Origin of the sequence: Leptospira ellinghausenii, from assembly GCF_003114815.1 — a bacterium.
In the GTDB taxonomy this organism is placed as follows: Bacteria; Spirochaetota; Leptospiria; order Leptospirales; family Leptospiraceae; genus Leptospira_A; species Leptospira_A ellinghausenii.
Genome location: NZ_BFAZ01000003.1, coordinates 29,481 through 55,126, shown reverse-complemented (window position 1 = coordinate 55,126; position 25,646 = coordinate 29,481). Strand labels below are relative to the sequence as shown.

The following is a 25,646-nucleotide window of genomic DNA, read 5'->3' as shown; positions in this document are numbered from 1 at the left end:
GAAAAAAATCTATTCCCGAAAAGGTAAAACCGACCATTCGGGAATTCTTTTTTTCATATCATTCTTTTTCTAACCAACTTACATTCGTTCCATTTCACTCCAAGAATCCAAATCCAATTCGTCTTCTTTTCCTAAATCAACAAACATCAATCGTTCTAATTCTGAATTCCTTTGTTTGGCAAGGCTAATGTACTGGACTCGGTCTTTACGTAAGTCAAATAGTTCATGGAAGGTTTCATCATCATGTGCTAAGAATAAATTTTTAGCACGTTCCGCTGCATAGGCTCTAGTTCCCAGTATTTTTAAAACATCTCCACCCAGTTTCACAGCGGTTTCTCTCGTTTCGCGGTAAATGAAGGAAAGTCCCATTTCTTTTAAGTCATAGGCTTCCTCGCGATCCCCAGCTCTCGCAACAATTTGTAGATTTGGATAATGGTGTTTTACATTGCGGATGAGTTCGTGTTGTTTTTCAGGATGGTCAAGTGCAGCAATTAAAACTTTTGCATGTTCTAAACCAGCACTCTCCAAAAGTTCAATGCGTGTTGCATCTCCAAAAAATACCTTAAATCCAAATCGACCAAGCATCTCTACTCGATCAGCATCATAATCTAAAATTGTAATCCCAATCCCATTTGATCGTAAAAACCTACCTACCATATTTCCAAATCGACCAAATCCACAAATAATCACTGGATTTTCTTCTTTTTCTAAGGTTTGTGTTGTTTGTTTTTTAGGAGCCTTCGATTGTAAGGCTTCAAAAATTGTTTTTTCGTATAACAAAAGTAATATGGGTGTAAATGCCATGCTGAGTGCCACACAAGCAACAAGGATTACAATTGTGTCCTTATCAAAAATTCCCAAACCTTCGGAGTAACCAAATAAAACAAATGAAAATTCTCCTACTTGTGATAATGCCAATGCCATGTATAAATTTTGGTCCAAGGGAAGTTTAAACAAAAAGCCAAGTAGGAGTAACACGAGAGCTTTTAGAAAGATAATACCAACAACAATGCCAACAATTTTCATCGGGTGTTGGAATACGACAGGAAGTTCCATGGAAGCACCCACACTTAAAAAAAACAAACCAAGTAGCAAACCTTTAAAAGGTTCTATATTACTTTCCAATTCATGACGAAATTCGCTACTCGCAAGTACGACTCCCGCAAGGAATGTTCCAAGTGCTGCAGAAACCCCCACAGAAGTCATTAGGACTGAGATGGCAATCACAAGTAACAAACTTGCACCCGTAAAAATCTCACGGCTTCCAGACTTGGCGATCAATCGAAAAATGGGACTTAAGATATACCTACCGATTAAGATAATCCCAATCACTACAAAAAGTACAACGAGTGTTTTTTGGTAACCAGGTAAATGGTCTACAAGAGAATGTCCATGATCGTTTGTGATCACATCTCCTTCACTTAACATAGGGAAGATAGCAAGTATCGGAATCACTGCCATGTCTTGGAAGAGAAGGATCGAAAACGAAGCTTGCCCTGAAATGGATTTCATCAATCCTTTCTCTTTTAATGTTTGTAAAACAATTGCTGTAGAGGATAGAGATAAGATGAATCCAAGTGCAATCGAGGATTTCCAGGAAAATTGGAAACCTATGGAAAATAAAAACACAAAAACAGTAGTCAATACTAGCTGAAGACCACCTAAGCCGAGTAACCAGAACTTCAACCTCCATAACAGGTTTAATTCCAATTCTAAACCAATTGCAAATAACATCATCACAACACCAAATTCTGCAAAATGCAAAAGGTCTTTTCCCTCCGTTCCCACAAAGCCAAAAACAAATGGTCCAATGACAATTCCTGCTACTAGATAGCCAAGGACCGAACCAAGTCCCAATCGATTGGCAATGGGAACCATAATGATGGCACTTGTAAGATAAATGATTGCTTGAATGAAAAAATTGACCTCACCCATGTTTTGCCTCTAATAATGAAAGAATGAAATTTCGATAACGAAGGGATTCTTTTTGGAAATCTCCTTCTTTTAATTGGAATGTACCTTGGACTAAAAAAGGAGATTGGTAATCCATCTTACAGAGCTCCGCTGTCCTTCGAAAAGGCAAAAGAAAATCCTCAATACGATGTTTATGAAAGCCGTCTTCCTTATATGCATTTTCGGATCCACCTGTGGTAATGGTTTGGATCCATTTTTTACCATTCAATGAATTTCCATTTTTACCATAGGCCCAACCATCTTCTAAAACAAAATCGATCCATTGTTTCATGAGTGGTGGGCAACTGTACCAATAAAAGGGATGTTGGAAGAGTATTACATCATGTTCCAAAAGAATCTTTTGTTCCAACTTGACATCAATCGTAAAATTAGGATATATTTCATATAAGTCTCGTAAGGTGATATTATCGGAGATGGGTATGGAATCTAATAACATTTGATTTGCTTTCGATTTTTCCAAAAATGGATGGAACAACTGGATCAATATTTTTGGCATTTGGATTAAGTCATCAAATAAGAAGTTTGGATGCAAACATTAAAAATATGATTTCAATTGACCAATTCCAAAAAAATACTAAATTCGTCTGTAGTGGGAAATTTATTTCTAATCCTCTTTTTTTCTACCTTTGTATCAGAAGACTTAACCTGTATCACCTCTGGTTTACTTGCGAAAGAAGGAAAACTTCAATTAGTACATGCAATCATTGTGACTGGACTCGGAATCTTTGTAGGTGATTTACTTCTTTATTTGGTGGGATTCTTTTTTGGATCGTATTTAAAATTATGGAAACTCATACAAAACTGGGAATCTAAAATTAGTTCACAAACTCTTTACAAACATTGGCAATCAAAGTTTAGTCTTTCGGTGATGATTTCTCGTTTTTTACCGGGTACTAGGTTACCCCTTTACCTATTAAGTGGGTATTTTAAAATGCCATTTCTCGTTTTTGTATGGAGTAGTTTTTTTGCTGTTTTGGTTTGGACCACTCTATTCGTATCCTTGGTATTTTATTATGGAAAATGGATCAGTGAGTATTATTTCAACCAATCTAATTTATGGACGAGTATTGGAATTGGACTTAGTTTTTATGGGTTCTATCTTTTTTTCCAAACGATTCTCATTCCCGAAAAGAGAAAAAATTTTTTACTCCAATGGAGTAAATTATCTCAATTGGAATTTTGGCCAAGTTCTCTCTTTTATCTTCCACTCCTACCTTATGTCATCTATTTGGCCGTTCGTTATAGAGGAATACGATATCTCACAGCGACAAATCCAGGGATCATCGCCTCAGGGATCGCTGGTGAATCGAAATACGATATCTTAAACCTCATTCCAAACAAGTACATAGCCAAATCATATTTGGTCTCTTCTAGCATAGAAGATCCAGAAAGATTGATCAAACAGTGGCTTACCAAAAACAAAATCAAGTTTCCAATTATCGCAAAACCAGACAAAGGCGAAAGAGGCTTTTTGGTACAAAAAATCCATACTATGAGTGAACTCAAACAAGTTTTACACAACTATCCTATCGATTGGTTATTACAAGAATGGATCGAAGGACCATTTGAAGTAGGGATTTTTTACTGCAGGTATCCCAATGATTCACGAGGAATGATTTTTTCTGTGACTGACAAAGTGTTTCCTGAAATCATTGGAGATGGAATTTCAACATTAGAATCATTGATCGAAAATCATCCCAGATTCCGTTTCCAAATGGAAACTCATAAAAAACACAATTTTGGAAAATTACAGCAAATCATACCACTTGGAGAAAAACAAAGGATTGGTTCCATTGGAAACCATATCCAAGGTTGTATGTTCCAGGACGGAGGTTATCTCCTCACAAATAAACTAAAAACAGAATTGATCAAAATAGGAGACAGGACAAAAGGATTCTATTTCGGTAGGTTTGATATACGGTTTCATGATGTAAAAAAATTCCAAGAAGGAAAAGGATTTAAAATCATTGAACTGAATGGAGTGACAAGCGAATCTACCAATTTATATGATCCCAAGTTTTCAATCAGACAAAGTTATTCCATTTTATGGAATCAATGGAGATTCATCTTTGAGATTGGGTACCAAAACTACAAAAAAGGAATTCATTTTTACCCATATGGAAAATTGTTCCAATTGATTAGAAATCACAACGAGTACCGAAAAAAATTCAGTCGATTGGAAAAAAGTCCCTAAGATAAGGAATTTTATTTCTCTCATAGTACACAACATACAGAGACAATAGGAATACAACAAGGGCTAAAATAAAAAGTAATCCACCATCATTGTGGACAACAATGCCCAAAAACACTAAATGAGATAAAATTGCACCTAACATTAGATTTGATGCCAATAGCGCGCCTAACCAAACCAAACGTGGGAACAATAGGAGTATAATACAAATGGTTTCTAAAATCGCCAAACCGATTCTCCCCCACGGTTCCATCGCAAGAACAGTAAAGATGTACTTAGATTCTTCTGAACCAGTAAATTTAAAATATAAAGTTTGTCCTATGATCAGAACAATCAATGTTCTAGCGATATAAAAACTATAAGGATGGAATAGAATTAATTTCATAAGGAGACCTCTTTGAATACAATTGATTTGATTTCAGAAAACCTTGTCCAAGGGATAAAATGACTCCCTCCCGAAAGAAGATACACTTTTGATCCACCTTTGTATGATTCATGATTCAAAAATCTTGTGTGTTCCCAAGGGACTAGCCCATCCGAATCGCCGTGGATCATGACAACCGGAACCTGAGATTGTCTCAATTCAAGTCCCAAACCGATTAAGTCTTGTTTTAATTGGAACATTTCTTCGTTACTTCGCACCCAAGACTTGGGCAAAATCCATTCAACGATAGCACTCTTTGCAAGATGATTATAAAATCTAAGTTCTTCATATATGGGATCCATTGGTGCCGAGATTAAAAAAACCTTTCCATTCTTTTTTAAATTTTCACTTAGTAAGAGGAAGGACTTCATAGAAACGGGTCCTCCATAAGAATGTCCAACAATGATAATGGAAGTCACTGCCAGTTTTTGGTTCTCTATAAACGATTGGATCATTTCCGAAATAACTTTACCTTGGGCATTCAGACTGGCAATAAATTCCTCTTGTTCTGATAAGCCAAATCCAAGCCGATCAGGAGACAACATACAAAAATGAGTTTGGAAATCCTTATCTTCCAAATAAGGCAAAAAATCGGAACCATTTCCAGGAGACCCATGAACAAAGACCATTAATTTTGACTTCGATTGGCAATCATTCGATAGAGTAAATATGTTTCCTTCTTTCGTTTGAATTGTAAATTTCTCGATCTTCTCCTTTCCTTCTAGATGCGGAACACATTGGAGAAACATTACCTGGATCCAAATTACCATTTGGATCCATTTTTTAGAATCCGCCAGGAGCAAAGGGATTCGGTTATGATTCAACTTCATTTGTATAAAACAAAGCACCCGTTTTATAAAGCCTTTGGAATAATTCGTTGGGAAGTTTGGAGTCGATGGGACTTGCATATTCAGGTAAAAATCCCTTCACCAAATACATTTCAATGTCTGCTTTGTTTTTGATCGAAACAAAACCTCTTGGTTCACATTCGAAGATTTTTTGGACTTCTTCATAAACGGAACGCGAAATATTCACTTCGGCAACAACACCACTACTCTCGAGCCTACTTGCTGTATTTACTGTATCACCCCAAACATCATAGACAAACTTATCACTACCGACTACACCTGCAACAAGTGGTCCAATATGGATTCCCAATCGGATTTCCCAAAAAACTCTACCATGCAATTGATGGATTTCTTTTTGTTCTGCCATATATGACTGGAACCCAAGACCACATAACACTGCATCTACGGCATTCGTAGTATTTTCGTTTGGAATTCCACCAACTGCCATATAAGCATCACCTATGGTTTTGATTTTTTCCATTCGATTTTCTTTACAGATACGATCAAAAGCACGAAAGATTTGGTCGAGTTCGTGGACTAAAACTTCAGCATTCATAGTCTCTGCAATTTTGGTAAACCCAACCATATCACAAAATAGTACGGAAGTTTTTTCGAACCGTTTTGGTACAACTCTTGCTTCTCTTTTTAATTCATCGGCAATGGGTTCTGGAAGGATATTGAGAAGTAAGGCTTCTGATTTTTTTCTCTCTATATTCAAATTACGACTTAGGATAAATATCAAAATCCCAGTCAGAATTTGTACGAATAAATAATTTCCACCAGCATCCATATACCGATCCATTTCAGTGGCATACCCTGTGACCCAATCTTTGTGAAAGTATTCCACTGTATAGAGAGAAGCAGAGACACCAATATAAATAGAATAAACAATCCATATATTATGATTCCGAATGAGGATCAGTGCAATCACAAGCGATGGAATCAAATAATAATGATTCCCACCAATGGATCCGCCATTAAAAAACCACATCGATGCAAGATAAAACAAAATCGTTAAGTTAAAAGGCCAATACAAAATGAAGTAGATACTTTTGACTCGGCTTAAGTAGTACATGACAAGCATGAGAAACCCAGAACCCACATTCAGACAGATGAGAATCAAATAATTCTCTAAGTACAAAACGCCAAAAACTCCCAGTAAATTTAATACTCCATTTACAAGGGATACTGTATTAAATAACCGATGTTCGAGTGAGTGTTTTTTTGGGTCTCCGAGTAAAAGGTATATCCATTTCATTGTAATTGATCAGTATCACCTTAAAAACAAAACGGATTCAACCTTTTTTCAAAATGATTCTTTTTGATTTTTAAGATTTCCAATGATTGTCTGCATAAAATTGTAGTTAAATGATTTTTGGAGACTTCCAATAAGACCTGCAATGGAAGAATGTTCATTCGATGGAAAAAATGAAGAGTGAATGTTGACATTTGTTGGAAACTGTATACTATGAATCACTGATGAAAGTGGACGCAAAAAAAGCTCTGGCAACCTTAGATAAGGCGAGAGAAGAAAAAGAAAAAGGATCCTATGAAACAGCTCTAACTCTTTATCGAGAATACTTATCCATGGTAGATCCTTCCTTCACTCATGGGGTCTGGAATACAATGGCAGAAATCTTATTTGAGAATAAAGATTATGAAAAAGCTCTTTCTCACTGTAATCGTGCATTGGAACTAATGAAAGACTTTATCCCTGCACTAGAATTACGTGCGAAAATACAAAATGCCTTAGGAAATACAACTGCAATGAAAAATGACTTAAACACCATTAACAAACTCAATGCAATAGAACAGGCAAAGTGGGATGACCCCAATCACTATTATCATTATAAGTGAAACAATAAAAAAGCCCCTCCTCAAAGTTTCCTTCGAGAAGAGGCAACCGTCTTAAGGCAACTCTTGCCTTCTACAACTTAAGCGTTATTCAAAAGTCGTAGTACAGAATTTGGTCTGAGGCTGGCTTGCGCTAGCATTGCCGTACCGCTTTGCACGAGAATTTGTTTCGTCGTGAGCGCTACCATTTCCTCAGCCATATCTGCGTCCCTAATCCTTGATTCGGATGCTTGCATATTTTCGTATGCACCCATGAGGCCTTTTGCAGTACTTTCGAGCCTATTTTGATAAGCTCCCATATCTGCTCTCTGCTTCATGATCTTGTTCAAGGCGAAGTCCGCTTTTGCAATCGCTTCGTCTGCTTTTCCAGGTGTAGAGAGTGCAATTTTAATTGCCCCTTCTGACATCTTAAGAGCTTTCGAAGTCATAGTTCCAATGTAGAAACGCTCTCTTTGCTTTGCGTTTGCTCCCATGTGAAACCACATCGATGCTTTCGTTGACTTTCGAGCGAAGTCTCCTTCAAACAGTTTCATTTTATTGAACTCTGCTTGGGAAGCAATTCGATCGATCTCATCCACCAGCGCAGATACTTCTACCTGCACGAGTTGCCTGTCCTCAGGTGTGTAGATTCCGTTCGAAGTCTGGATCGCCAAGGTTCGGATTCGTTGGATGATTTCAGCCGACTGGTCAAGGTAACCCTCTGCAGTCTGGATGAAACTAAGTCCATCTTCCGTATTCCTTTCTGCCTGACGTAAACCACGAATTTGTGTTCGTAGTTTTTCCGAAACAGCAAGACCAGAAGCATCATCACCGGCAAGGTTAATCCTTTGCCCAGTGGAGAGGTTCCTCATGGTCTTATCTACATCCCATTGTGTAAACTTGAGAGCACGATGTGATTGGATCGCACTCATGTTGTGATTGATAATCATTGGCCTACACTCCTTTGTGTATAACCAAGAACGGTTTCTTTTTCGTTCTTAGCCGGACAATCCCTGTCCGGTGTCAAGGATGAGCTTTCATTTTGCCACCTGGCAGGGGAAAGCCGGCTGATTATCTAATTACAACTCTTCAGTTACACTAACCACTCACCTCGTTAACGTGAATTAACGAAGGAGAGAAAGAACTCCTTGTGGACGAACATTCGCCTGAGCTAACATAGCAGTTCCAGATTGAACTAAAATCTGGTTCTTTGTGAAAGCCACAGTTTCTTCTGCCATATCCGCATCACGGATCCTAGACTCGGAAGCTTGGGTATTCTCATAAGCGTTCATGAGCCCTTTTGCAGCATGCTCAAGACGGTTAAAGTAAGCACCTAAGTTTGCTCTTTGTTTGCTAATACGTGTTAACGCAGCATCCAAAGTTCCGATCGCATCATTTGACTTATCAGCAGTTGATAAAGATAAGAGTTCTCCACTTTGACCTTTCAGATTAAGTGCACGTGCAGTCATTGTAGCAATGAACACTCTTTCTCTTTGGTGCATGTTTGGTCCAATATGGAACCACATGGAAGTTGCTCTAGATCCTCGAGCAAAATCACCTTGAAGCAAATTCATTTTATTGAATTCAGCTTGAGAAGCAATTCTGTCCACTTCGTCGATAAGTTGTGAAACTTCGACTTGGATCATTTGTCGATCTTCTTCAGTATAAATACCGTTAGACGATTGAATTGCAAGAGTTCGAATTCTTTGAATGATATCATTCGATTCTTGCAAAAAGCCTTCCGTTGTTTGGATAAGGCTCATACCGTCTTCGGTATTTCTTTCTGCTTGTCTAAGACCATTCACTTGCGTTCTCATTTTTTCCGAAACGGCAAGGCCTGATGCATCATCACCTGCTCGGTTGATTCGCATACCAGAGGATAGTTTTTCCATATTCTTGGAAACTTCCTCGTTTTGGAACTTGAGGACGCGATGTGAGTTGATCGCGGCTAAATTGTGGTTTATGATCATTGGTTTCCTCCTTGAAACTTGATCTGGCAAACAAGAGAATCCCTTCTCTCGCTTTTTTTGTGTCTGGCTTTCAGGCCCCATTGGTGCCTAAAATCTCTATTTATTCCCTTAGTATGTCGGTACTTGGATAGAAGAAATTAATTCGAAGAAATTGGATAGTTTTTGGAGGATTTTGAGATTAATTGCCTATTTTTGGCAATTTTTGGTTACTTTAGCGTTTTATTTTTTTTTTAAAAAAAATCTATTTTTCCCAATACGATCATCGGTATTTCTCCATTTTCCATGAGCAAATTTTGAAAAATGGAGAAAATCCAAAGGGAAACCCCTAAATTAACGAGAGGCGAGAGGAGAAATGGTTTCCCATTGGTAAACGGGATTGAGGTTTCCTGAAAATTTATGTTCGATGGTTTTGACTTCTTTAAAGTTTTCAAAAAGACTTGCATTTAACGCACGTAAGGTTTGATCCATTGCTTGGATCCTTCGTTTATTTAAAACCTCTTCGGATTCTTTGGGACCAGTTTCCGTACTACCAGTGTAATAAGTGATGGTGTCAACGGGTGCATTGGAATTTTCTTCGTCGGCATCGGCCGAATCATCTTCTGATTTGGTGCGAGGTAATCGGTATTTTTCCATGATGGACTCCAATCGATTTGTATTCCAATCAATTACCAATTTTTGATTTTGATCAAGAAACCAAGATTGTTTGATCGCAAACCGAATGTCCAAAAGTTTTTTAGGGGAAAAAAGTTTCCCATCTTTTGCCAATGCTTCCACCGAATCAAAATAAGGTGGTGCACCAACCTCACCTACAATTTGGTAAATGAGAGCAGATGGTTCCTCTTGTTTTAACACCTTTCTGTGGATTGGGATTTGTTCCCCTTCTCCATTGGAAATATAGACAATGATGGATTCCCTATGGTCTAAAGAAGGATAGGAATACAACTTGAAAGGAACGAGCAATCGGAATGGATTTTGTTCTGCTAAGATGAAAAAACTAAAAAACAAAAGTAAACTAAACCATGAACCAAATAAAAAAATAAAATCACGAGTGAGTTTGGTTTCGCCTGTTCCAATTTTATAAAACCGAATGGAAACGATTTTTAAAAATTCCCAATAGTTCTTAAGTAACTCTTTAATCTTTTGCAGATGCGTATTCATGAATTCCTTTAATGACACTCCGAGCAATTTTCTTTTGGAAGGTTTTATCTCGCAGTTTTTTACTTTCTTCAGGGTTTGTGAGATACCCCATTTCCACAAGTACAGCAGGCATAAGGCTTCCTCGCAAGACGGAAAAATCTGCCTTTTTCACTCCTCTAGCCGGAATTTCAGGGCTAAGGGCTTTTTCGTATTGGTTTGCGACTGAATCTGCCAATTTTTTAGAACGCCTTTGGGTCACACTTGATAACATTTGGGACTGGATTTGCGAAACCACAGGATTTTTGTGTTTTCCAATATACCGATTTTCGATGAGAGCAGTTTCCCTTGCGTTTTCTGTACTCGGACTTTGAGAGAGGTAATACACTTCGAACCCAGCAGCTTTTTCGGAAAGAGAAGCATTACAATGGAAACTGATAAAAATCACATCTCTTGTATCAGACAATACACGATTGGCAAATTTTGAACGGTCTTCGAGTTCCACAAATCGATCGTCTTTACGCACCATCTCCACTCGAATTTCAGGGTAATACTTCCGTAAGTACAGATAGGTATAACGAGCAACACCAAGGCTTACTTCTTTTTCAACATACCCAGTCGTATCCGAAGTACCAGGGTCCTTTCCCCCATGCCCTGCATCAATGATGATGGCTTTTACACCTAAGTTTCGTTTGGGGATGGTTTCCTTTGGCACAAGGACAATGAGTTCTGATTCTTTGAATTGGTAACGCACATCATATGCAATCAAATTGAGTAAAATTGTTTCCACTAAATCAAGAGGAAGGTAAACTTCCTCCTCCTTCTTTAAAATGGCTTTTGGGATTTTATAAATTTTACCATCCAAGGTGTAAAAACTACTGCCAATGCGAAATTGGATATTCCCTTGTGGTGTGTAAATGGAACCTACATTGGTGTATTTCTTTAGTTTGGTAGAAAGTTCAGGTAAAATGGTTTTTAAATCTGAAAAACCTACATAATTCCCTTTCCCGTAAAGCGGAAGTTTTGTGACTTCAGCATTTACGAGACATGGGAAAACAATCAGTAAAAGAAGGATTAATCTTTTTTGAAAAATGAAAGGATTCGTTTCCAAATCGATTGTTTCTGTTTTTTGGATTGTTTCACTTCGTTGATATCGAAGAGATTCCGTCTTGGGTCATTCTTTTGAAAAGATTTCCCCTGTTGGTTTTTCTTATGCCCGGGTTTGCCCTTACCATCTTTGGGATGGTGGCCATGTTTGAATTCATGGTGGGTCATCTTCGCTGGGTGTTTGTGATCACTTGGGTGTGCATGACTATGGCCATCTGGATGGGACATCTTCGCTGGTGGGTGTCCACCCGATTTTCCTTTATGGCGATTTCTGTCACCTGACCTATGTTCGCCTCTCTCTCCACCATGTTCTCTGCGATCCCCTCGTCCGGACTGTTCTCCCCGTCTTGGTTTTCCACCCTTTCCGCCACGTTCTCGGTCTTGGTATTTTTTTTCACCAGGAATCACTTCGTCGGCAAACACAGGAGTGAATTCACCTGTTGGGAATTCTAAATACTCTTCTCTGATTTCCGCCACTGGGATTTTCGAATTGAGATACTTTTCAATGCGTTCGAGTTCTGTATAATCTGTTTCGGAACAAAGGCCAATCGATTGTCCTTTTCTCCCTGCACGAGCTGTACGGCCAATTCGGTGCACATAGTTTTCCGCATCTTGTGGGAGGTCATAATTATAAACCACATCGATGTTTTCGATGTCAATTCCTCGAGAAGCAACATCTGTTGCGATGAGGTATTTGTACTTACCTGCCTTAAAATCACGAAGGAGACGAATTCGTTTTTTCTGGTCGAGTTCCGAAGAAAGTCCTGTGGCAGTGATTCCGTATCTTCGTAGTACAGAAACAATTTTGGGGATATTCATTTTGTAGTTGGTAAAAATGATCCCAAGACCTTCGATTGGATAGTTTAACAAGGAATTGACGAGGTATGGAAGTTTTTCTTCTCTCCCCAAGTGCAAAAGAGTTTGGTCGATCCTTTCTGTAATGACTTTCTCAGGATTGATGTGAACTTCGATCGGTTCGTTCAAATAACGGCTTGCAAGTCGTACCACTTCGTAACTGAGAGTGGCACTAAAGAGAAGTGACTGTTTTCTGTTTTTACATTTATGGAAGATGTATTTGAGGTCTTGCACAAAGCCCATATCGAACATTCTGTCCGCTTCATCGAGGATCACCACTTTGATGTTTTCCAAAGAGAGACCATGGTTTTTCACAAAGTCAATGAGTCGACCAGGAGTTGCCACGATGATACAAGCTTTGTTTCCAAGAGCTTGTTCTTGCGATTTGTAATCAGTTCCTCCGATGATGGTAGCCACACCGAAGTCGGTAAACTCGAGTAATTTTTTTGCTTCTTCTGCGATTTGGATCGTGAGTTCTCTTGTGGGTGCGAGGACAAGTGCATACGGAAGTGCTTCCTCTTCCTCTGCAGAGAGAAGTCTATGCAAAGTGGGAAGTAAAAAGGCCATCGTTTTTCCGGTTCCGGTTTGGGCAAGACCAGTGAGGTCATGTCCTTCCATGGCGAACGGGATGGATTTGGCTTGGATGGGTGTGAGCTCTGTGTAGCCGATTTTGTCTAAGGCTTTCTTTAGAGACTCGTGGAAAGGTAATTCATTAAATTTCATATTGGATTTCAGTGTGTTCTTTTTCTGGCAATCAGTTCGATGGTATCACCATAGGCAAATTGGTTTGCGTACAGCCGATACAGCCATTCAGGGAGTTTGCCTCGGAGGCCTAAATCCCGGTAGGAGTGATACGACATAGGTCTAACATAGTTCACGTCAAAGCCAAGGATTGACAAGAGTTTTTTCAAGGAGTGGACTGAGTAGTCAAAAAAGTGGTCAGAGGGATGGGTCATAAACCATTCCTTGGGATTGGTCTCAAAACTTGGCCCAAAACTAGAAGGAACTGCCAAATACAAAAACCCACCAGGTTTCAGCCATGTCTGCAACCGCCTCCAAATCCCTTCGATGTCATCAATGTGTTCAATCACAAAAAAGGCGGATACCACAGAGTAGGATTCTTTCCATGCCCCCTCTTCTATCGAAAGAACAGATGAGCTTTCGACATCGAGACCAAGAGTGTTTCTCGAATATTCCACCTCTTTAGGAGAGAGTTCGAGGCCCTTTGTTTGGTATCCGGCAATCCTTGCTTCGTCTAAAAAAAATCCAGCGGCCGAACCAATCTCGAGCAGTGTTTGGTTTTGAAACGGTGTCCTTTCACTAGGGTCAACTTTTGATACTCCAGAGAGGGGAACTAACTTTGCCAAGTTTGCGAGCCTGCGTTTTGCCATGGAACGAAGATTGGGTTCATCTTCGTAATAGGACTTTTTGTATTGGGACTTGTATTCTTCCATAAAATAGCTGTCCCCGTACTCTCTTTGTTTTGCGGGAATATATCGCAAAACACCCGTATGGCGACAGATTTCGTAATATTCTGGGAATTTACGATGAGGGATAAAATCAAACAAACTCAATAAAAAGTTCTCTTTTTGGATTCCAAAGATTTTTCATACTGAGCTCGAGCGGCTCGTTTGTTTTCATAGGCTTCTGACAAACTGGGATTTAAATCAATCGCGGTTTGGAAACTGGAAAGTGCTCGTTTGAATTCTCCGTTTTTAAAATAACAAACACCTAAATAATTATGTGCTTTGGAGGAAATGGTTGGAGTGACATCAGACCGAGTGATGACCGTTAACTCTTCAATCGCTTTCTCTCTGTCCACAAGGGATCCCGAATCAATGAGGATTTTGGCTAGTACTAACCTTGATTCCATATCCTCAGGATCGATGTGAGTGGCACGAAAGGCTTCTTCTTTGGCTCGTTTCGAAAGGCCAGAGTTCCCACTACTTGCATAACTTAATGCAAGTTTTCTGTGAGCGAGTTTGATTTCTTTTGGGTCTTTTGCATTTTCCAAAACAAAGACTAACATCTTTTCGGCGGCAGGGTAATTTTTGGTTTGGATGTATACATCGGCCAGTTTCAGTCTTGCTTCATAGAGTTCTGGTTTCCAAGCAATGGCTTCTTCGTATTCGGAAATGGCTTCGTTATAAAAACGGTTTTCTAAATAATAATCGGCGATGGCAAGTCTTGAGGGAACATGATTCGGATCCAGGGCTTGGGATTTTCGTAAGGACTCAATCGCCATGGTTGGTTTTCCCGCATGTAAATAGGAAAGGCCCAAATTATAATACGCTGATTGGTTTTTAGGATTGAGAGAGAGTGCCCCTTCAAAGGCCGCGATACTCTCTGAATAACGCTCCATTTCATCTAAGATGATTCCTAAATTCACATACGCCGTTTCCGAATAGGTATCTCCCGGGGTGAGGCGGATGATCCTACGGAATAGACTTTCTGCCTCAACGAGTTCCCCTTTTTTATAGTAGAGCTCGGCAAGAGCAAATAACGAGTCGACATCCGATGGTTTTAAGAGTAACGCTTTTTTTAATGCAGTGATCGCCATATTGGTTTGTCCCATGGACAAAAACGCATCGGCAATATAACGATAGACTTCAGGTTCGTTCGCATTGGAATCGAGTGCTTTTTGGAAGTATTTGGCCGCCTCTTCTGGGACTTTTTTCTTTAAATACACCAAACCTAAGTTATAGTAGGCTTTGGCATCTCCCGTTTTCAGGCGAATCACTTCTCGGAAATAATACTCTGCACGGTCATAGTCTTCTCTTTGGTAAAAGATAGTTCCAAGGTGGCCATAGGACAAAACAGCTGTTTGGGAATTGGGAGCTGTTTGTACCACTTTTTGGAACTCAGCGATCGCTTCGGCAATATTCCCTTGTTTCAAATAACTGATAGCAAGATTGTAAGTGAGGGTGACATCACTTGGTGCCAAGGCTTGCCCCTCTTTATAGGCTTCAATGGCGCTTGTCGGGTCCCCAATTTCTTGGAACAGATTTCCTTGTAAGAGAGCGACACGGTAGTCGTTAGGTGCAATTTCTTTGGCACGCTCGGCAGCACGCCTTGCTTCTTCAAATTTTCCTGCGTGTTTGAACGCTAAGGACAAATTATAAAAGGCAAAATAGTTTTTGGAATCGTATTGGATGGCTTTTTCCAAACGTTCGATGGCATTGATGTAACGCCCTGCTTCATCATACATCACCCCAAGAACTGTGAGGGCAATGGATTTGTCTTCGTCACTGCCAGGGGAATTGAGAAACTCTTCGCAAACAGTGCCCACTCGGTTCACATAACGGTTGTGATAGGCATTGAGACAAGCTGCAAGTTTTGGATTCACCGAATCATCCGGAAGATAAGGTTTATCCACAAGTAGATTCAGTGCTTTTTTATCTGTAGGTAAATCTTTTAGAACCTTGGCAATTTCTTCTGGATTTTGTTTTTTTTGCAAATACCAATAGTAGGCTGCTGTTAAAAACCCGAGGATGAGTAAAACAAGAAACGACCAAAACAAAAACGATAAAACTGGTCGCCTTACGGTTGTTTCTGATTCGTAAGTCGTTTCTTTTTCTTTTCCCAGGTTCCTTAAATATGGATCTTCCTGGTAATAACTTGGCTTGGAGGTTTGTTCCTCAATGCGAAAGCGGTTTTTTTGGATAGGATCCATTTCTTTTGTTAGTGGGACTCTTTTGTTAAGATCTCCTTCTTATAGAAGGCATCGAGTAGTCCGTTGATGAATTGTGCAGATTCGTCCGTTTCAAATTCCTTTGTGAGTTCCACCGCTTCATTGATGACAACAGGTGCTGCAAGGAAAGGTTCCTTTTGCAAACTTAGAATTGATAAACGTAAAATACAACGATTGACAACGGAAATACGCGAAAGTTCCCAATTCTCCGAATACTTCTTAATTAGAGTATCGATCGCTTTTCGATTTTCGACCACTCCTTTCACAAGAAAGACAGCATAATCCTTTTCTTCTCGGGTGATTTTTTTGTCGTACCAATCAAATTTCATGGCACGATCGGGGTCTGTTCCCACTAAGTCAATTTGGTAGAGGCACATGAGGGCAAGGCTACGCCCACGGTGTCTAGAACTCATCCGATCTCTTTGAAAAGATTTGCCATTTCAATGGCTGTAGTGGCCGCTTCGTATCCTTTGTTTCCCGCTTTGGTCCCTGCTCGTTCAATCGCTTGTTCGATGGATTCTGTGGTGATGACACCAAAGATCACAGGAACCGAGCCGTCCGCGGCAGATCCCACTTTTGCTGCTTCCCCAGACACTAAGTCATAGTGAGAAGTGGCTCCACGGATCACAGCACCGAGGCAAACGATGGCAGAGAATTGGTACTTTTTCGATTGTAAGACTCGTTTGACAGTTTGCGGGAGCTCAAATGCTCCTGGAACATAGATGACGGTCACATCAGAGTCTTGGACTCCATGTTGTCTGTAAGCGTCTTTTGCCCCTTTTAAGAGGGACTCGGTAATGAATTCATTGAACTTTGAAACGATGACACAATGTTTTTGTCCGTTTCCGATTCGTGTGCCTTCCAATAAAGCTGTCATGTATCCAAGTTCCAAAACTGGGGTTATTTCGCAAGACGAATGACGAGGGTAATTTTGCCATCCGGATTTTCCACGACTTCAAAACCATCTCGTTCCAGTGCCTTTTTGGCTCGGTAAATAGCCAAATTCACAACATTGGTTTTGTCTTCCGTTTGTTTTTGTGGTTCCCGTTTCATAGGCCCCCCTCTTACTCTTTAAGTTCGGAGTCGGACATAGTGAATCTTAAATACCAATGACTTTACAAGCGAGAATTGTTTTCCTCTTATGTCATATAGGATGAAAATGAAGAAAAAGAAATCTGTTAAGAAGGCCAAAAAGAGAAAACCGGTTGTGTACACCGAAAAGGATTTTATCGTAAAACCGTCTTCAGTTCCCAATATTGGTATGGGACTTTTCACCAAACAAACATTATACAAAGGTGATACCGTTGGTTATTACATGGGTAAAATCATTACCGATGAACAAGCGGAATCGAATAAATATGTAGATTCAAAATACCTACTTTGGATCTGTAAGGATTGGTGGATTTACGGGGAAGGACGAGAGTCAAATTACACTCGTTATATCAATCACTCTTCCAAACCCAATGCTGAACTCATTACCTCTGTTCGTTGGAAAACTGCTAGGTTTAAGGTCTTAAAAACCATCAAAGAAGGCGAAGAGATCTTTTTTGATTATGGAAAGGATTATTGGGATAATGTAGATTTCAAACCGAAGTGATTCGGTTTTTCACTTGGTAGAAAGAATTAAAACCCGCAAAACAGTTTTTATTTTGCGGGGGAATCTATTTTCGATTTTGTTTTATAAAATGCCTTGGCCGAATCCAGAAGGTTTTCGAGTCACCTCGGCTTTATCAGCTCGTTCCAGAGTTTCCACATAACGAATGACCGAATCATCCATACGGAATACTCCTTCCTGGGTTTCGCGGTGGTTCCATTGGCAGAACACAACATTTGCCAATACGAACAGTGCGACGAGAACTAAGGGAAAACGGTAAAAATTCGTCATACATACCCTCCGATCTCTTCCAGTTTCCAAAACCTAGTTTTTCTAGGCAATTTCTTTTAGAATGATTCTAGCGAAAATCTTCGGGTCTGATGTCCGGGAAGGCATTATTTTCGGCTTCGGCAGCCTCCAAAACGGTCAGGTCAATGGGACCTGTGAGCATGGCCTCGAGAGTGAGAAACAAATTGGTGTGCACATTGGTACGACGGACTGCATACTCCACCATAGTTCCCGTTTTCATGATAAAGGCCCAGTCACTGCTTTGTAAGAGGAGGAGTTCCCTTCCCATTTGTTTTAAGATGCGGATTTGTGTTTCTGTTCCCGATCCAAATTCATGAACTCGTTTGTGCATCCGAATGCTTAGGTCATGGATGAGGGGATAAATCCAATCATTGGTATCATTCAACCAAACATCGCCATACCCATTTTCCCCCCAACTCGACATCTTCATTTCCACAGATTGTACCCTTGGTAAGTCCCTTGCCGCTTCCATAGGATGGGAAAGTATGATGGTGTTTTGGTTGAAGTGGATTTTTTTGAATAAAAATTCGATGAACTGTGGGCCTTCATACCACCAGTGACCATATAACTCTGCGTCATACGGAGAAACGACCACTGACGGTTGTTTGTTTGTCGCATACAAATGTTCTGCTTGTTTGATTCGATTGCGTAAAAAATCTTCAGCATGGTTTCCCGCAGCTTCCATCGCCCAGTCAGGGTGGTAGTATCCTTTGTCCCCCGTTTTTCCTGTGATGCGGTAGTATTTGATACTGGTATTGATGCGGATCCCATTCGAATGTAAGTAAGGAGAGATATCTTCCCAAGGAAGGTCGTGACCGATATCACGGTAGTATTCGCGGTAACGGAAGTCCCCTGGGTATCCATCAATCGAACTCCAAACTTGTTTGCTACTCTCGGGGTCTCTGCCAAACGCAAACACTCCATACCCCACCTCCACGGGAGCATACACTCCAAACTTGGGCCTTGGGCTTGCATGGGTAATGCCATGTGTGTCCACAAAAAAATAACGAAAACCCTCGCGGTCGAGTTCCTCTTCTAACGATTCTGTGTAACCACATTCCGAAAGCCAAATCCCTTTTGGATCCCTACCCCAAATCCTACGAAAGGTCCTACGTCCATTTTTCAACTGGGAACGAAACACCGACTTTTCCGAATCATAAAATGGTAAAAAGGCGTGAGTGGCAGGGCTTGTCATCGCTTCGAGTTCACCCGATTCGATAAACGGCAAAAACAATTTTGTCAAATCTCCGTTTGCCTCTTCGAAGATGGATTCCGTGTCTAAAAAATGTTCCAGATACCGTGTTGCTAAATAGTGTAAATGCGGATCCGATTTTGTTCGTTTGGTTTCATGATTTGCAAGTGAGATTAAGTTTTTGATGTACTTACGAAATTGATTTTGCAAGTACGGGTCAACTAACATTTGTGAGAGAGTCGGTGTAAACGACATGGTAATCCGAAAGCGAACTGATTCTTTTTTTAAATTTCGAAACACACGAATCAGAGGGATATAGGTTTCGAGGATGGCTTCGTTTAACCAATTTTCTTCAATAAAAGGAGTGTCATAACCAGGGTGTCTAACAAATGGTAGGTGGGCATGCAATACAAAAACCAAATGCCCCTTGATCGAATGATGCATCAAAGAATTCCCTTTCCTGAACCCGACCCATTGGCAAAGGGAAAATTTTCATTTGGCAACGAATCTTGGTTAGCCTGCTTGTTTCTTGGGTTTACATAATATCCACTTGCATTGGTTTCTCGAAAGTAAAATTCGCCACTCGGACTTTCTGTTACAAGTCCTGCACTGATCCATTCGGGGTGGATCCATTCTTTGTCCAATCGAAAGGACTCAGTGCCCAGTGGTAAGTCTTTCCCTGTGGAATGTAAGGAAGAAATTTCCTTTTCTAAATAAGAAACAAAAATGGTGCATTGGATCATTTTTACAGGAAACATAAACTTTAAATAGTAAGATTCTGTAAAGGGAGGAAGGTCGTACCATTCCACACGGTCACTCCCAAAAACGTTTTTGTATTCTACTTTCAAACGAAACTTTAAAACATCGGTAGTTTGCACTTGCAATTCCTGAGTGATGCGTTTTAAGGTGGTTTCTGAAAATTTCCAAAATACAAAGGCTTCTTTGGGGGATCGAACAAGAACCTTAATTAAATCTTCTGTTGGATAACTAGGATGTTTTGTATATTTGGAATCATTGTAAATTTTAGGAAGATTGTTTGGTGGCAAAGATCGTGTTTCACTCGGTGGTTTTACGAGTTCTTTTTTAGGAAGTAGCTTGGATTCATCTTTTGCCTTAGGTTTTGCAAGAGATGCCGATTTTTTTTTGGCCACTTTTTTTTTGGCGGCTTTCTCTTTCTTTTCTTCCTCTGCCATGCATACAAGGAGTATGCCTCGAAACACTCACCTTCAATTCTTTTTTATTTGACGTTAGCTTTTTTTCCAAAATACAATCATTCCATACCAAATTGGGACAAACTATGAAAATCAATTATACTTGGAAACACTTAGACCGATCCGAAGCTGCTGAAAAATATGCAGACGAAAAACTAGAACGAGTGACAAAATTCGTACAAAAAGTTGTCTCTTGTGAAGTTTCCTTTGAAGCCATCCACGGAGAAATCAACGCTAACCTCAAGTTACACGCTGATGGAAATAATTTTAACGCACACAACCAAGACAAAGACATTTATGTTTGTATCGATGGTTTAGAAGACAAAATCATCTCCCAAACAAGCAAACACCACGACAAAAAAAGCCAACACTAATCTCTAATGATCCAGAAGTCGGAAGAAGCACTCACCTATCTTGGAAATGGTGAGTTTCAAACAGCTAAATCTATCTTTTCTGTACTTCTGGATCGTGATCCCGAGGACATAGCTACCATCAGTGGATTTTATATCGCTAGTTTTTGGGACCACAGACTCGATCTCATTTTAAAAACAAGGGAAGGAAAGGAACGGGGTAAATTACTCCTCCAACTTTTTTCTGATTTTGAATCGGAGGTGCGAAAACGAGGGTTTCAAAACACCGACAGTTTTATTGTCACACAAGATTGTATTTTAAAAGAAGCAAGAGACCATCTCAAACTTGCCTACCAATGGGAAGGATCTAATGCTCTCGACAAAGAGTTGCTAGGTGACCTCGCCCGTAGTCTCATCAAAATCCAAGACTATTCGATGGCCATTGAAGTACTTTTATATGGTGGGAATAAACAATCTCCTGTTCTTTTGTATTATCTTGCAGAATCCCAGGTGATGACTGGAAAAGAAAAAGAAGGTATCGATAATTACCGCATTGCCTTTTTAAATGACCCGCAACTCTTTCCTTATACCATTGTACGCTGGCCACCGTTACTCAACCTCATTGAAAAAGCAAAATCCTTTAGCCAAAATGAGGAAGAAATGAAAGAACTGGTGCCTGTGTTTGCATGGAGAGAAGGACTCTTTGTCACTGGTGACAAAAAAGAAGAAGCCACCATTCAGATTTGGTTTAGTGAATTAAAACGCCTAACAGAGAGTAAAAAAAGGAGTGGAGGGAATTTCCGATTGGAAGCAAGGATTGAACAATTTGCCCTTGCCATCCTCAAAAGTGCAGACGACATCCGTTCACGGGATGCCGTTTTGTTTGCTAAAAACTTAGTTTAATCTTAGTTTCTAATTTATCTTTCTATGGATTCAATGAGGAGGTGGAGTTCTTCCGCCGCAGCATCCCTTCCTGTTTTTTCATAGTATAGCTCTAGTTCGCGAAGTCCATACACAGAACCTGGTGCCGAACGTAAATGATCGAGTAACACTCGTTTTTGGTAAGATTCACTTAAATCAATGCTTGTTGGTTCGTATTGGTAATTGTTTTGTTCAATCACAACACCAGCAGAATCATTTTTTGTGAATGAGGTTTCCGATTGGGAACGGTTCAAGAGAACAAATACCAAACTCACTGCCATCACAGCAGAAAAAGAATACTGCACGGTTCGGTTTTCAATGAGATCCCGGAAGGAGAAGGAGGTTTTTTCTGTGGGACGATCGATGGAAACTGATTCTAAGAGATTCAACAATCGGACATCAAAGTCATTTGACATTCGAGGCAGGATGGTATCTTCCTTTTCCTTGATGTGTTGGAAAAGAGAACAAATCTTATTCTCTAAAACCACTGAATCCGTGTCTTCTGGAAAGAGACCTGGGTATTGTGCGCGAAACCAATCTTTTAAATTCATAAACCTATTTTTCAAAGAACCCTTCTCCTTTTTCATCTTTCTGGATGAGGTGCTTTAAAAACTCCTTCGCCTTAAAGAGACGACTCTTAACCGTTCCTACATTACATTCCATAATCTCAGCAATTTCGTTATAGGAAAGGTTTTCAAAATAACGAAGTTCGAGGACTTGTTTGTAGGAATCTTCTAAGAGTGCAATCTTACTCATTAGATAACTTGATTCCTCAGAAAGTTCCAATTTTTTTTCATATCCGACACGGGAATCCACAAATTGGTTATCACCTGAGTCATCCATGGGTTTTTCACGCCCACGTTTCTTCTTGGCAAGTAGATCCTTGGACTTATTCACCACAATGCGGTAGAGCCAAGTGTAGACACCTGCCTCAGCACGGAAGTTTTGAATGGATTTGTAACCTGAAATGAGAGCATCTTGGACAATGTCTTCGGCGTCATCGCCGTCTTTGACCATGGAAACTGCTTTTCGGAAAAGTCTCTCTCGGAATGGAGAGACGAGTGTCATATAGGCAGTCGGGTCCCCTGCTTTGATTTTTTGGAGGAGGATTTTTTCCTTCTCACGCAGGGTCATGTTTTTGCCTTCTAAGGGTCTTGGCATCAGAACCTAGAATTTCGAAAGCGATAAATCAATCAATGTTTTTCGGATTCGTTTGGCAGTTTAGATCCTGTGGAACATGGTCTCTAAGTCTTTTCGTGTCAGTTTGATGAGGGTAGGTCTGCCGTGAGGGCAAAGGGAGGGATTTTCGCAGTACGATAGCCTTTGTAAGAGTTCCCCAATAATGGGGTCTGATACTTGGTCCCCTTTTTTAATGGCTGACCGACAGGCCACACATTTGGCCATCTCATCATACAACTCTTTCTCTTCTGGGTCTTTGGACTTGAACCGCTCCCAAAGGTCGAGGATGGTTTCTGTTTCTTTCCCGGGATCGATGTAAGATGGGACCTCTCGGATGAGAATTGTACCTCCCGAAAAAGGTTCGAGGGTGATCCCAAGTTCACTAAACCTTTGTTTTTCAGCGATCATCTCTTCGGCTTCTTCTTTTGTGAGCTCGAGACGGATGGGAGTGAGTAGGCTTTGGGATTTATAAGCTTTGGATTTGAGATCCCGTAAGACTTCCTCATAACGGATCCGTTCGTGGGCCGTGTGTTGGTCAATGATATAGAGTCCATCTTCGGCTTCCGCCAGGATAAAGGTTTCAAAAATCACACCGAAGTGTTTTTTCGGAACAAACAAATGGTGTTTGGATAAGTTTTCACCTAACAAATGTAAGTTTGTCCCAGCCCCAATCCCTTCCAGAGAAAATCCAGACCTTCCTTCGATAGAACTCGGACCTAAAAGCGGACTTCCTTCGGTTTGTGTCCCCCAATAAGGTGAGGTCCCACTGCCCAATCCACCTTCACCAAACGAAGAATCACTCCTAGCCTTGTCATAGGGAATGGGCATCGATAACCTTCGGCGCATTTCTAAAAATTCCACGGGAGTGGAAGTGCGTAACACCTCAGTGATTCCTTGGAAGAGAATCCCTGTAATGGTTTCTTCCGATAAAAACCGAACTTCTTTTTTTTGTGGGTGAACGTTCACATCCACAAACTCACGAGGAAGGTCAAAAAACAAAAATGCATAGGGAAAGGCACCACTAGGTAATAACTCTCCATAACAACGTTTTAAAATCTGAGCAGAAAATTTGAGTTCCACCGAACGGTTGTTCACGAAAAAGAACTGACCCGTCCTTGATGATTTATAAAAATCCGGATGGGAGATAAACCCTCGTAAGGTCATTCCATTCCGACTTGTATGGACAGGCAAAAGATGGTCACGGAGATTTTCACCATACACAGAAAGGATTCGTTCCAAAGGTTCTTCCTTTTGGACAAAAAAAACTTCCTTCCCATTTTGTACGTACCGAAAGCTAATACTCGGTTCTCCTAGTGCCATTGTCTGCACTCGAGTTCTATTTTTTTTCTCCTCCCCTGATTCGGTTTTTAGAAATTTCCGTCTAACGGGTGTATTATAGAACAAATCTTTAATTTCAATTTTTGTCCCTTGGAAAAAAGGGATCTCTTCTTCGGAAACAATTTTCCCCTCTTCTACCACCACACGGTTTGCGGTGCGGTTTCCTTCGGTACCCGATTCAATCACAAGCCTTGCCACAGAAGCGATGGAGGCAAGTGCCTCCCCCCGAAACCCAAAGGTAAATAGGTGTTCTAAGTCATGGAAGTTTTGGATTTTACTTGTGGCATACCGTTTGATGGCAAGAGGTAGATCCTCTTTTGTGATCCCATGTCCATCGTCGGAAACAAGGATACGGCCAAGGCCCGCACTTTCCGTTGCGATTTCAATTTTGGAAGCTCCTGCATCGATGGAATTTTCGATGAGTTCTTTTAAGATGGAATGTGTGGATTCAATGACTTCTCCCGCTGCAATTTGGTTGATGAGGTCGGGAGAAAGGGAATGGATGATGCCCATATAGGGCAAGCTTGGGAGGGGAAACCTCCCTTTCTATTACATTTTAGTGGGACTTACAAGAAGAACAAGTGCCAGAAACCACAATGTCAATGTGGTCTGCCACAAATCCCATCGCTTTCCAGTCTGTACTTTCGTCCAGTTTGAGTGCAGGAACGTCGAGGATGGTTCCACAAGAATGGCAAATCAAATGGGAATGGTCGTCAAGGAAGGCATCATAACGAACAGATTCCGATTCAATATTGAGTTTGTTCACGAGTTTATGGCCTACTAAATACTCGAGTGAGTTGTAAACAGTGGCAAAACTGATTTTATCTGCTTTGTCCCTGACCGACTCAAATACCATTTTTGCGGTAGGATGGTCGTGTCTTTCTTTCAGGTCTTGTAGAATCAATTCTCTGTGTTTTGTCAGTGCTTTCATAGGAAATCCCTTTCCCTAATCAGACTCTTAAAAATAGTGTGGGGTCAATTGGAATTTCGATTTTAGAATCCTTCCAGAAATTGATATTTGTCAATACGGAGCCATTATGCCAGTAGCCACAGACCAATTTAAATCTTCTCTTTCCCATTGGGCATCAGGAGTATCCGTCATTACCTATGCGTCAAAGACCATAAAAGGGGGAGTGACTGTTTCCAGTTTTTCTTCTGTTTCCTTAGAACCACCGTTAGTTTTGTTTTGTCTCGCGAAACATTCCAAGGCGAAAGAAGCCATCGAAACGGCTGGAAACTTTGCGGTGAATATTCTTTCTTCCGAACAAAAACAAATTTCCGCTGATTTTGCTTCTGGTTCTCTGGACAAAGCGGTTGTTTTGGAAGGCCTAAAACCAGGAACTCTTTCCACCGGAGCTCCCATCTTAGAGGGTTCCTTAGCTTCTTTGGATTGCCTGGTGCACCAAATCATCGATGCAGGTGACCACTGGATTTTCCTCGGACTTGTGGAAGCTGTGGCCACAAAGGAAGGTTCACCCCTTCTCTATTTCAATCGCAATTATAGAGAACTCATTTAAGGATATAC

General features: G+C 40.4%; 28 protein-coding genes. 6 read left to right on the top strand and 22 right to left on the bottom strand.

Features of this window, described 5'->3' with window-relative positions:
* Positions 1-78: 78 nt before the first annotated feature.
* Both DI076_RS02515 and DI076_RS02510 read right to left on the bottom strand, forming a co-directional pair.
* Entirely contained in the window at positions 79-1,935 is a 1,857-nt protein-coding gene (locus DI076_RS02515) for a monovalent cation:proton antiporter-2 (CPA2) family protein (RefSeq protein ID WP_108958470.1), read from the bottom strand.
* Positions 1,928-2,506: an NAD(P)H-dependent oxidoreductase gene (locus DI076_RS02510; RefSeq protein ID WP_245918225.1), complete on the bottom strand. Its 579-nt coding sequence runs from the start codon at positions 2,504-2,506 to the stop codon at positions 1,928-1,930. The genes DI076_RS02515 and DI076_RS02510 overlap by 8 nt, the downstream gene beginning before the upstream one ends.
* 57 nt (positions 2,507-2,563) lie before the next feature.
* Between DI076_RS02510 and DI076_RS02505 the strand changes: the two genes are divergently transcribed.
* The gene (locus tag DI076_RS02505; protein WP_108958666.1) at positions 2,564-4,168 is read left to right on the top strand and encodes a DedA family protein; all 1,605 of its coding nucleotides are present in this window, start codon (positions 2,564-2,566) and stop codon (positions 4,166-4,168) included.
* Here the strand turns inward: DI076_RS02505 and DI076_RS02500 are convergent.
* The 3 genes from DI076_RS02500 to DI076_RS02490 all read right to left on the bottom strand — a co-directional run bounded on the left by DI076_RS02500 (position 4,143) and on the right by DI076_RS02490 (position 6,695).
* Complete coding sequence (locus DI076_RS02500) at positions 4,143-4,550, bottom strand: DoxX family protein (RefSeq protein ID WP_108958469.1); 408 nt, start codon at positions 4,548-4,550, stop codon at positions 4,143-4,145. The two genes, DI076_RS02505 and DI076_RS02500, sit on opposite strands and share 26 nt — an antisense overlap.
* Positions 4,547-5,338 carry an alpha/beta fold hydrolase gene (locus DI076_RS02495; RefSeq protein WP_282432599.1) on the bottom strand — a complete coding sequence of 264 codons (792 nt, stop codon included), beginning with the start codon at positions 5,336-5,338 and terminating at the stop codon, positions 4,547-4,549. The genes DI076_RS02500 and DI076_RS02495 overlap by 4 nt, the downstream gene beginning before the upstream one ends.
* A 64-nt stretch (positions 5,339-5,402) precedes the next feature.
* A complete protein-coding gene (locus DI076_RS02490) occupies positions 5,403-6,695 on the bottom strand; it encodes an adenylate/guanylate cyclase domain-containing protein (protein WP_108958467.1) in 1,293 nt (430 codons plus the stop codon).
* 191 nt (positions 6,696-6,886) lie between these two features.
* Between DI076_RS02490 and DI076_RS02485 the strand changes: the two genes are divergently transcribed.
* A complete protein-coding gene (locus DI076_RS02485; protein ID WP_245918222.1) occupies positions 6,887-7,294 on the top strand; it encodes a tetratricopeptide repeat protein in 408 nt (135 codons plus the stop codon).
* A gap of 77 nt (positions 7,295-7,371) precedes the next feature.
* On the opposite strand, the gene DI076_RS02480 is transcribed toward DI076_RS02485, so the two are convergent.
* The 10 genes from DI076_RS02480 to DI076_RS20130 form a co-directional block, all read right to left on the bottom strand.
* Complete coding sequence (locus DI076_RS02480) at positions 7,372-8,220, bottom strand: flagellin N-terminal helical domain-containing protein (protein ID WP_100727265.1); 849 nt, start codon at positions 8,218-8,220, stop codon at positions 7,372-7,374.
* Between the two features lie 174 nt (positions 8,221-8,394).
* Positions 8,395-9,240, bottom strand: a complete 846-nt coding sequence (locus DI076_RS02475; RefSeq protein WP_108958665.1) for a flagellin N-terminal helical domain-containing protein — start codon at positions 9,238-9,240, stop codon at positions 8,395-8,397.
* 330 nt (positions 9,241-9,570) lie between these two features.
* Positions 9,571-10,398, bottom strand: coding sequence for an LIC_10740 family protein (locus DI076_RS02470; protein WP_108958465.1), 828 nt, complete (start codon positions 10,396-10,398; stop codon positions 9,571-9,573).
* Entirely contained in the window at positions 10,373-11,485 is a 1,113-nt protein-coding gene (locus tag DI076_RS02465) for an N-acetylmuramoyl-L-alanine amidase family protein (RefSeq protein ID WP_174705005.1), read from the bottom strand. The genes DI076_RS02470 and DI076_RS02465 overlap by 26 nt, the downstream gene beginning before the upstream one ends.
* The gene (locus DI076_RS02460) at positions 11,449-13,059 is read right to left on the bottom strand and encodes a DEAD/DEAH box helicase (protein ID WP_108958464.1); all 1,611 of its coding nucleotides are present in this window, start codon (positions 13,057-13,059) and stop codon (positions 11,449-11,451) included. Before DI076_RS02460 ends, DI076_RS02465 begins: the two co-directional genes overlap by 37 nt.
* 8 nt (positions 13,060-13,067) lie before the next feature.
* On the bottom strand, positions 13,068-13,910 hold the full coding sequence (locus tag DI076_RS02455) for a class I SAM-dependent methyltransferase (protein ID WP_108958463.1): 843 nt from the start codon (positions 13,908-13,910) through the stop codon (positions 13,068-13,070).
* A complete protein-coding gene (locus tag DI076_RS02450; protein ID WP_108958462.1) occupies positions 13,907-16,009 on the bottom strand; it encodes a tetratricopeptide repeat protein in 2,103 nt (700 codons plus the stop codon). Before DI076_RS02450 ends, DI076_RS02455 begins: the two co-directional genes overlap by 4 nt.
* A gap of 8 nt (positions 16,010-16,017) precedes the next feature.
* Complete coding sequence (gene nusB / locus DI076_RS02445; protein WP_100719589.1) at positions 16,018-16,440, bottom strand: transcription antitermination factor NusB; 423 nt, start codon at positions 16,438-16,440, stop codon at positions 16,018-16,020.
* Positions 16,437-16,904, bottom strand: a complete 468-nt coding sequence (gene ribH, locus DI076_RS02440) for a 6,7-dimethyl-8-ribityllumazine synthase (RefSeq protein WP_108958461.1) — start codon at positions 16,902-16,904, stop codon at positions 16,437-16,439. The genes nusB and ribH overlap by 4 nt, the downstream gene beginning before the upstream one ends.
* Positions 16,905-16,927: 23 nt before the next feature.
* A complete protein-coding gene (locus DI076_RS20130) occupies positions 16,928-17,080 on the bottom strand; it encodes a hypothetical protein (RefSeq protein ID WP_167396496.1) in 153 nt (50 codons plus the stop codon).
* A 100-nt stretch (positions 17,081-17,180) separates the two neighbouring features.
* On the opposite strand from DI076_RS20130, the gene DI076_RS02435 reads away from it, so the two are divergent.
* Positions 17,181-17,624: an SET domain-containing protein gene (locus tag DI076_RS02435; RefSeq protein WP_174705010.1), complete on the top strand. Its 444-nt coding sequence runs from the start codon at positions 17,181-17,183 to the stop codon at positions 17,622-17,624.
* Positions 17,625-17,705: 81 nt separating this feature from the next.
* Here DI076_RS02435 and DI076_RS02430 read toward each other — a convergent pair whose 3' ends face one another.
* The 3 genes from DI076_RS02430 to DI076_RS02420 form a co-directional block, all read right to left on the bottom strand.
* Positions 17,706-17,912 (bottom strand): hypothetical protein, encoded by a 207-nt coding sequence (locus DI076_RS02430; protein ID WP_108958460.1) that lies wholly within the window; start codon positions 17,910-17,912, stop codon positions 17,706-17,708.
* Between the two features lie 67 nt (positions 17,913-17,979).
* Positions 17,980-19,566: a glycoside hydrolase family 57 protein gene (locus DI076_RS02425; RefSeq protein WP_108958459.1), complete on the bottom strand. Its 1,587-nt coding sequence runs from the start codon at positions 19,564-19,566 to the stop codon at positions 17,980-17,982.
* Positions 19,566-20,315 carry a hypothetical protein gene (locus DI076_RS02420; protein WP_108958458.1) on the bottom strand — a complete coding sequence of 250 codons (750 nt, stop codon included), beginning with the start codon at positions 20,313-20,315 and terminating at the stop codon, positions 19,566-19,568. The genes DI076_RS02425 and DI076_RS02420 overlap by 1 nt, the downstream gene beginning before the upstream one ends.
* A 104-nt stretch (positions 20,316-20,419) precedes the next feature.
* Between DI076_RS02420 and hpf the strand changes: the two genes are divergently transcribed.
* Entirely contained in the window at positions 20,420-20,707 is a 288-nt protein-coding gene (gene hpf / locus DI076_RS02415; RefSeq protein ID WP_100719583.1) for a ribosome hibernation-promoting factor, HPF/YfiA family, read from the top strand.
* A 6-nt stretch (positions 20,708-20,713) separates the two neighbouring features.
* Positions 20,714-21,586 (top strand): hypothetical protein, encoded by an 873-nt coding sequence (locus DI076_RS02410; RefSeq protein ID WP_108958457.1) that lies wholly within the window; start codon positions 20,714-20,716, stop codon positions 21,584-21,586.
* 14 nt (positions 21,587-21,600) lie between these two features.
* On the opposite strand, the gene DI076_RS02405 is transcribed toward DI076_RS02410, so the two are convergent.
* The 4 genes from DI076_RS02405 to DI076_RS02390 are packed head-to-tail and all read right to left on the bottom strand — an operon-like array spanning position 21,601 to position 25,052.
* Complete coding sequence (locus DI076_RS02405; protein ID WP_108958663.1) at positions 21,601-22,155, bottom strand: LIMLP_12425 family protein; 555 nt, start codon at positions 22,153-22,155, stop codon at positions 21,601-21,603.
* 4 nt (positions 22,156-22,159) lie between these two features.
* Positions 22,160-22,765 (bottom strand): RNA polymerase sigma factor, encoded by a 606-nt coding sequence (locus tag DI076_RS02400; protein ID WP_233440819.1) that lies wholly within the window; start codon positions 22,763-22,765, stop codon positions 22,160-22,162.
* A gap of 60 nt (positions 22,766-22,825) precedes the next feature.
* Complete coding sequence (gene mutL / locus DI076_RS02395; RefSeq protein ID WP_108958456.1) at positions 22,826-24,634, bottom strand: DNA mismatch repair endonuclease MutL; 1,809 nt, start codon at positions 24,632-24,634, stop codon at positions 22,826-22,828.
* A 43-nt stretch (positions 24,635-24,677) separates the two neighbouring features.
* Positions 24,678-25,052, bottom strand: a complete 375-nt coding sequence (locus DI076_RS02390) for a Fur family transcriptional regulator (protein ID WP_100727276.1) — start codon at positions 25,050-25,052, stop codon at positions 24,678-24,680.
* A gap of 106 nt (positions 25,053-25,158) precedes the next feature.
* On the opposite strand from DI076_RS02390, the gene DI076_RS02385 reads away from it, so the two are divergent.
* Positions 25,159-25,638, top strand: coding sequence for a flavin reductase family protein (locus DI076_RS02385; protein WP_108958455.1), 480 nt, complete (start codon positions 25,159-25,161; stop codon positions 25,636-25,638).
* The last annotated feature ends 8 nt before the right edge of the window (positions 25,639-25,646 follow it).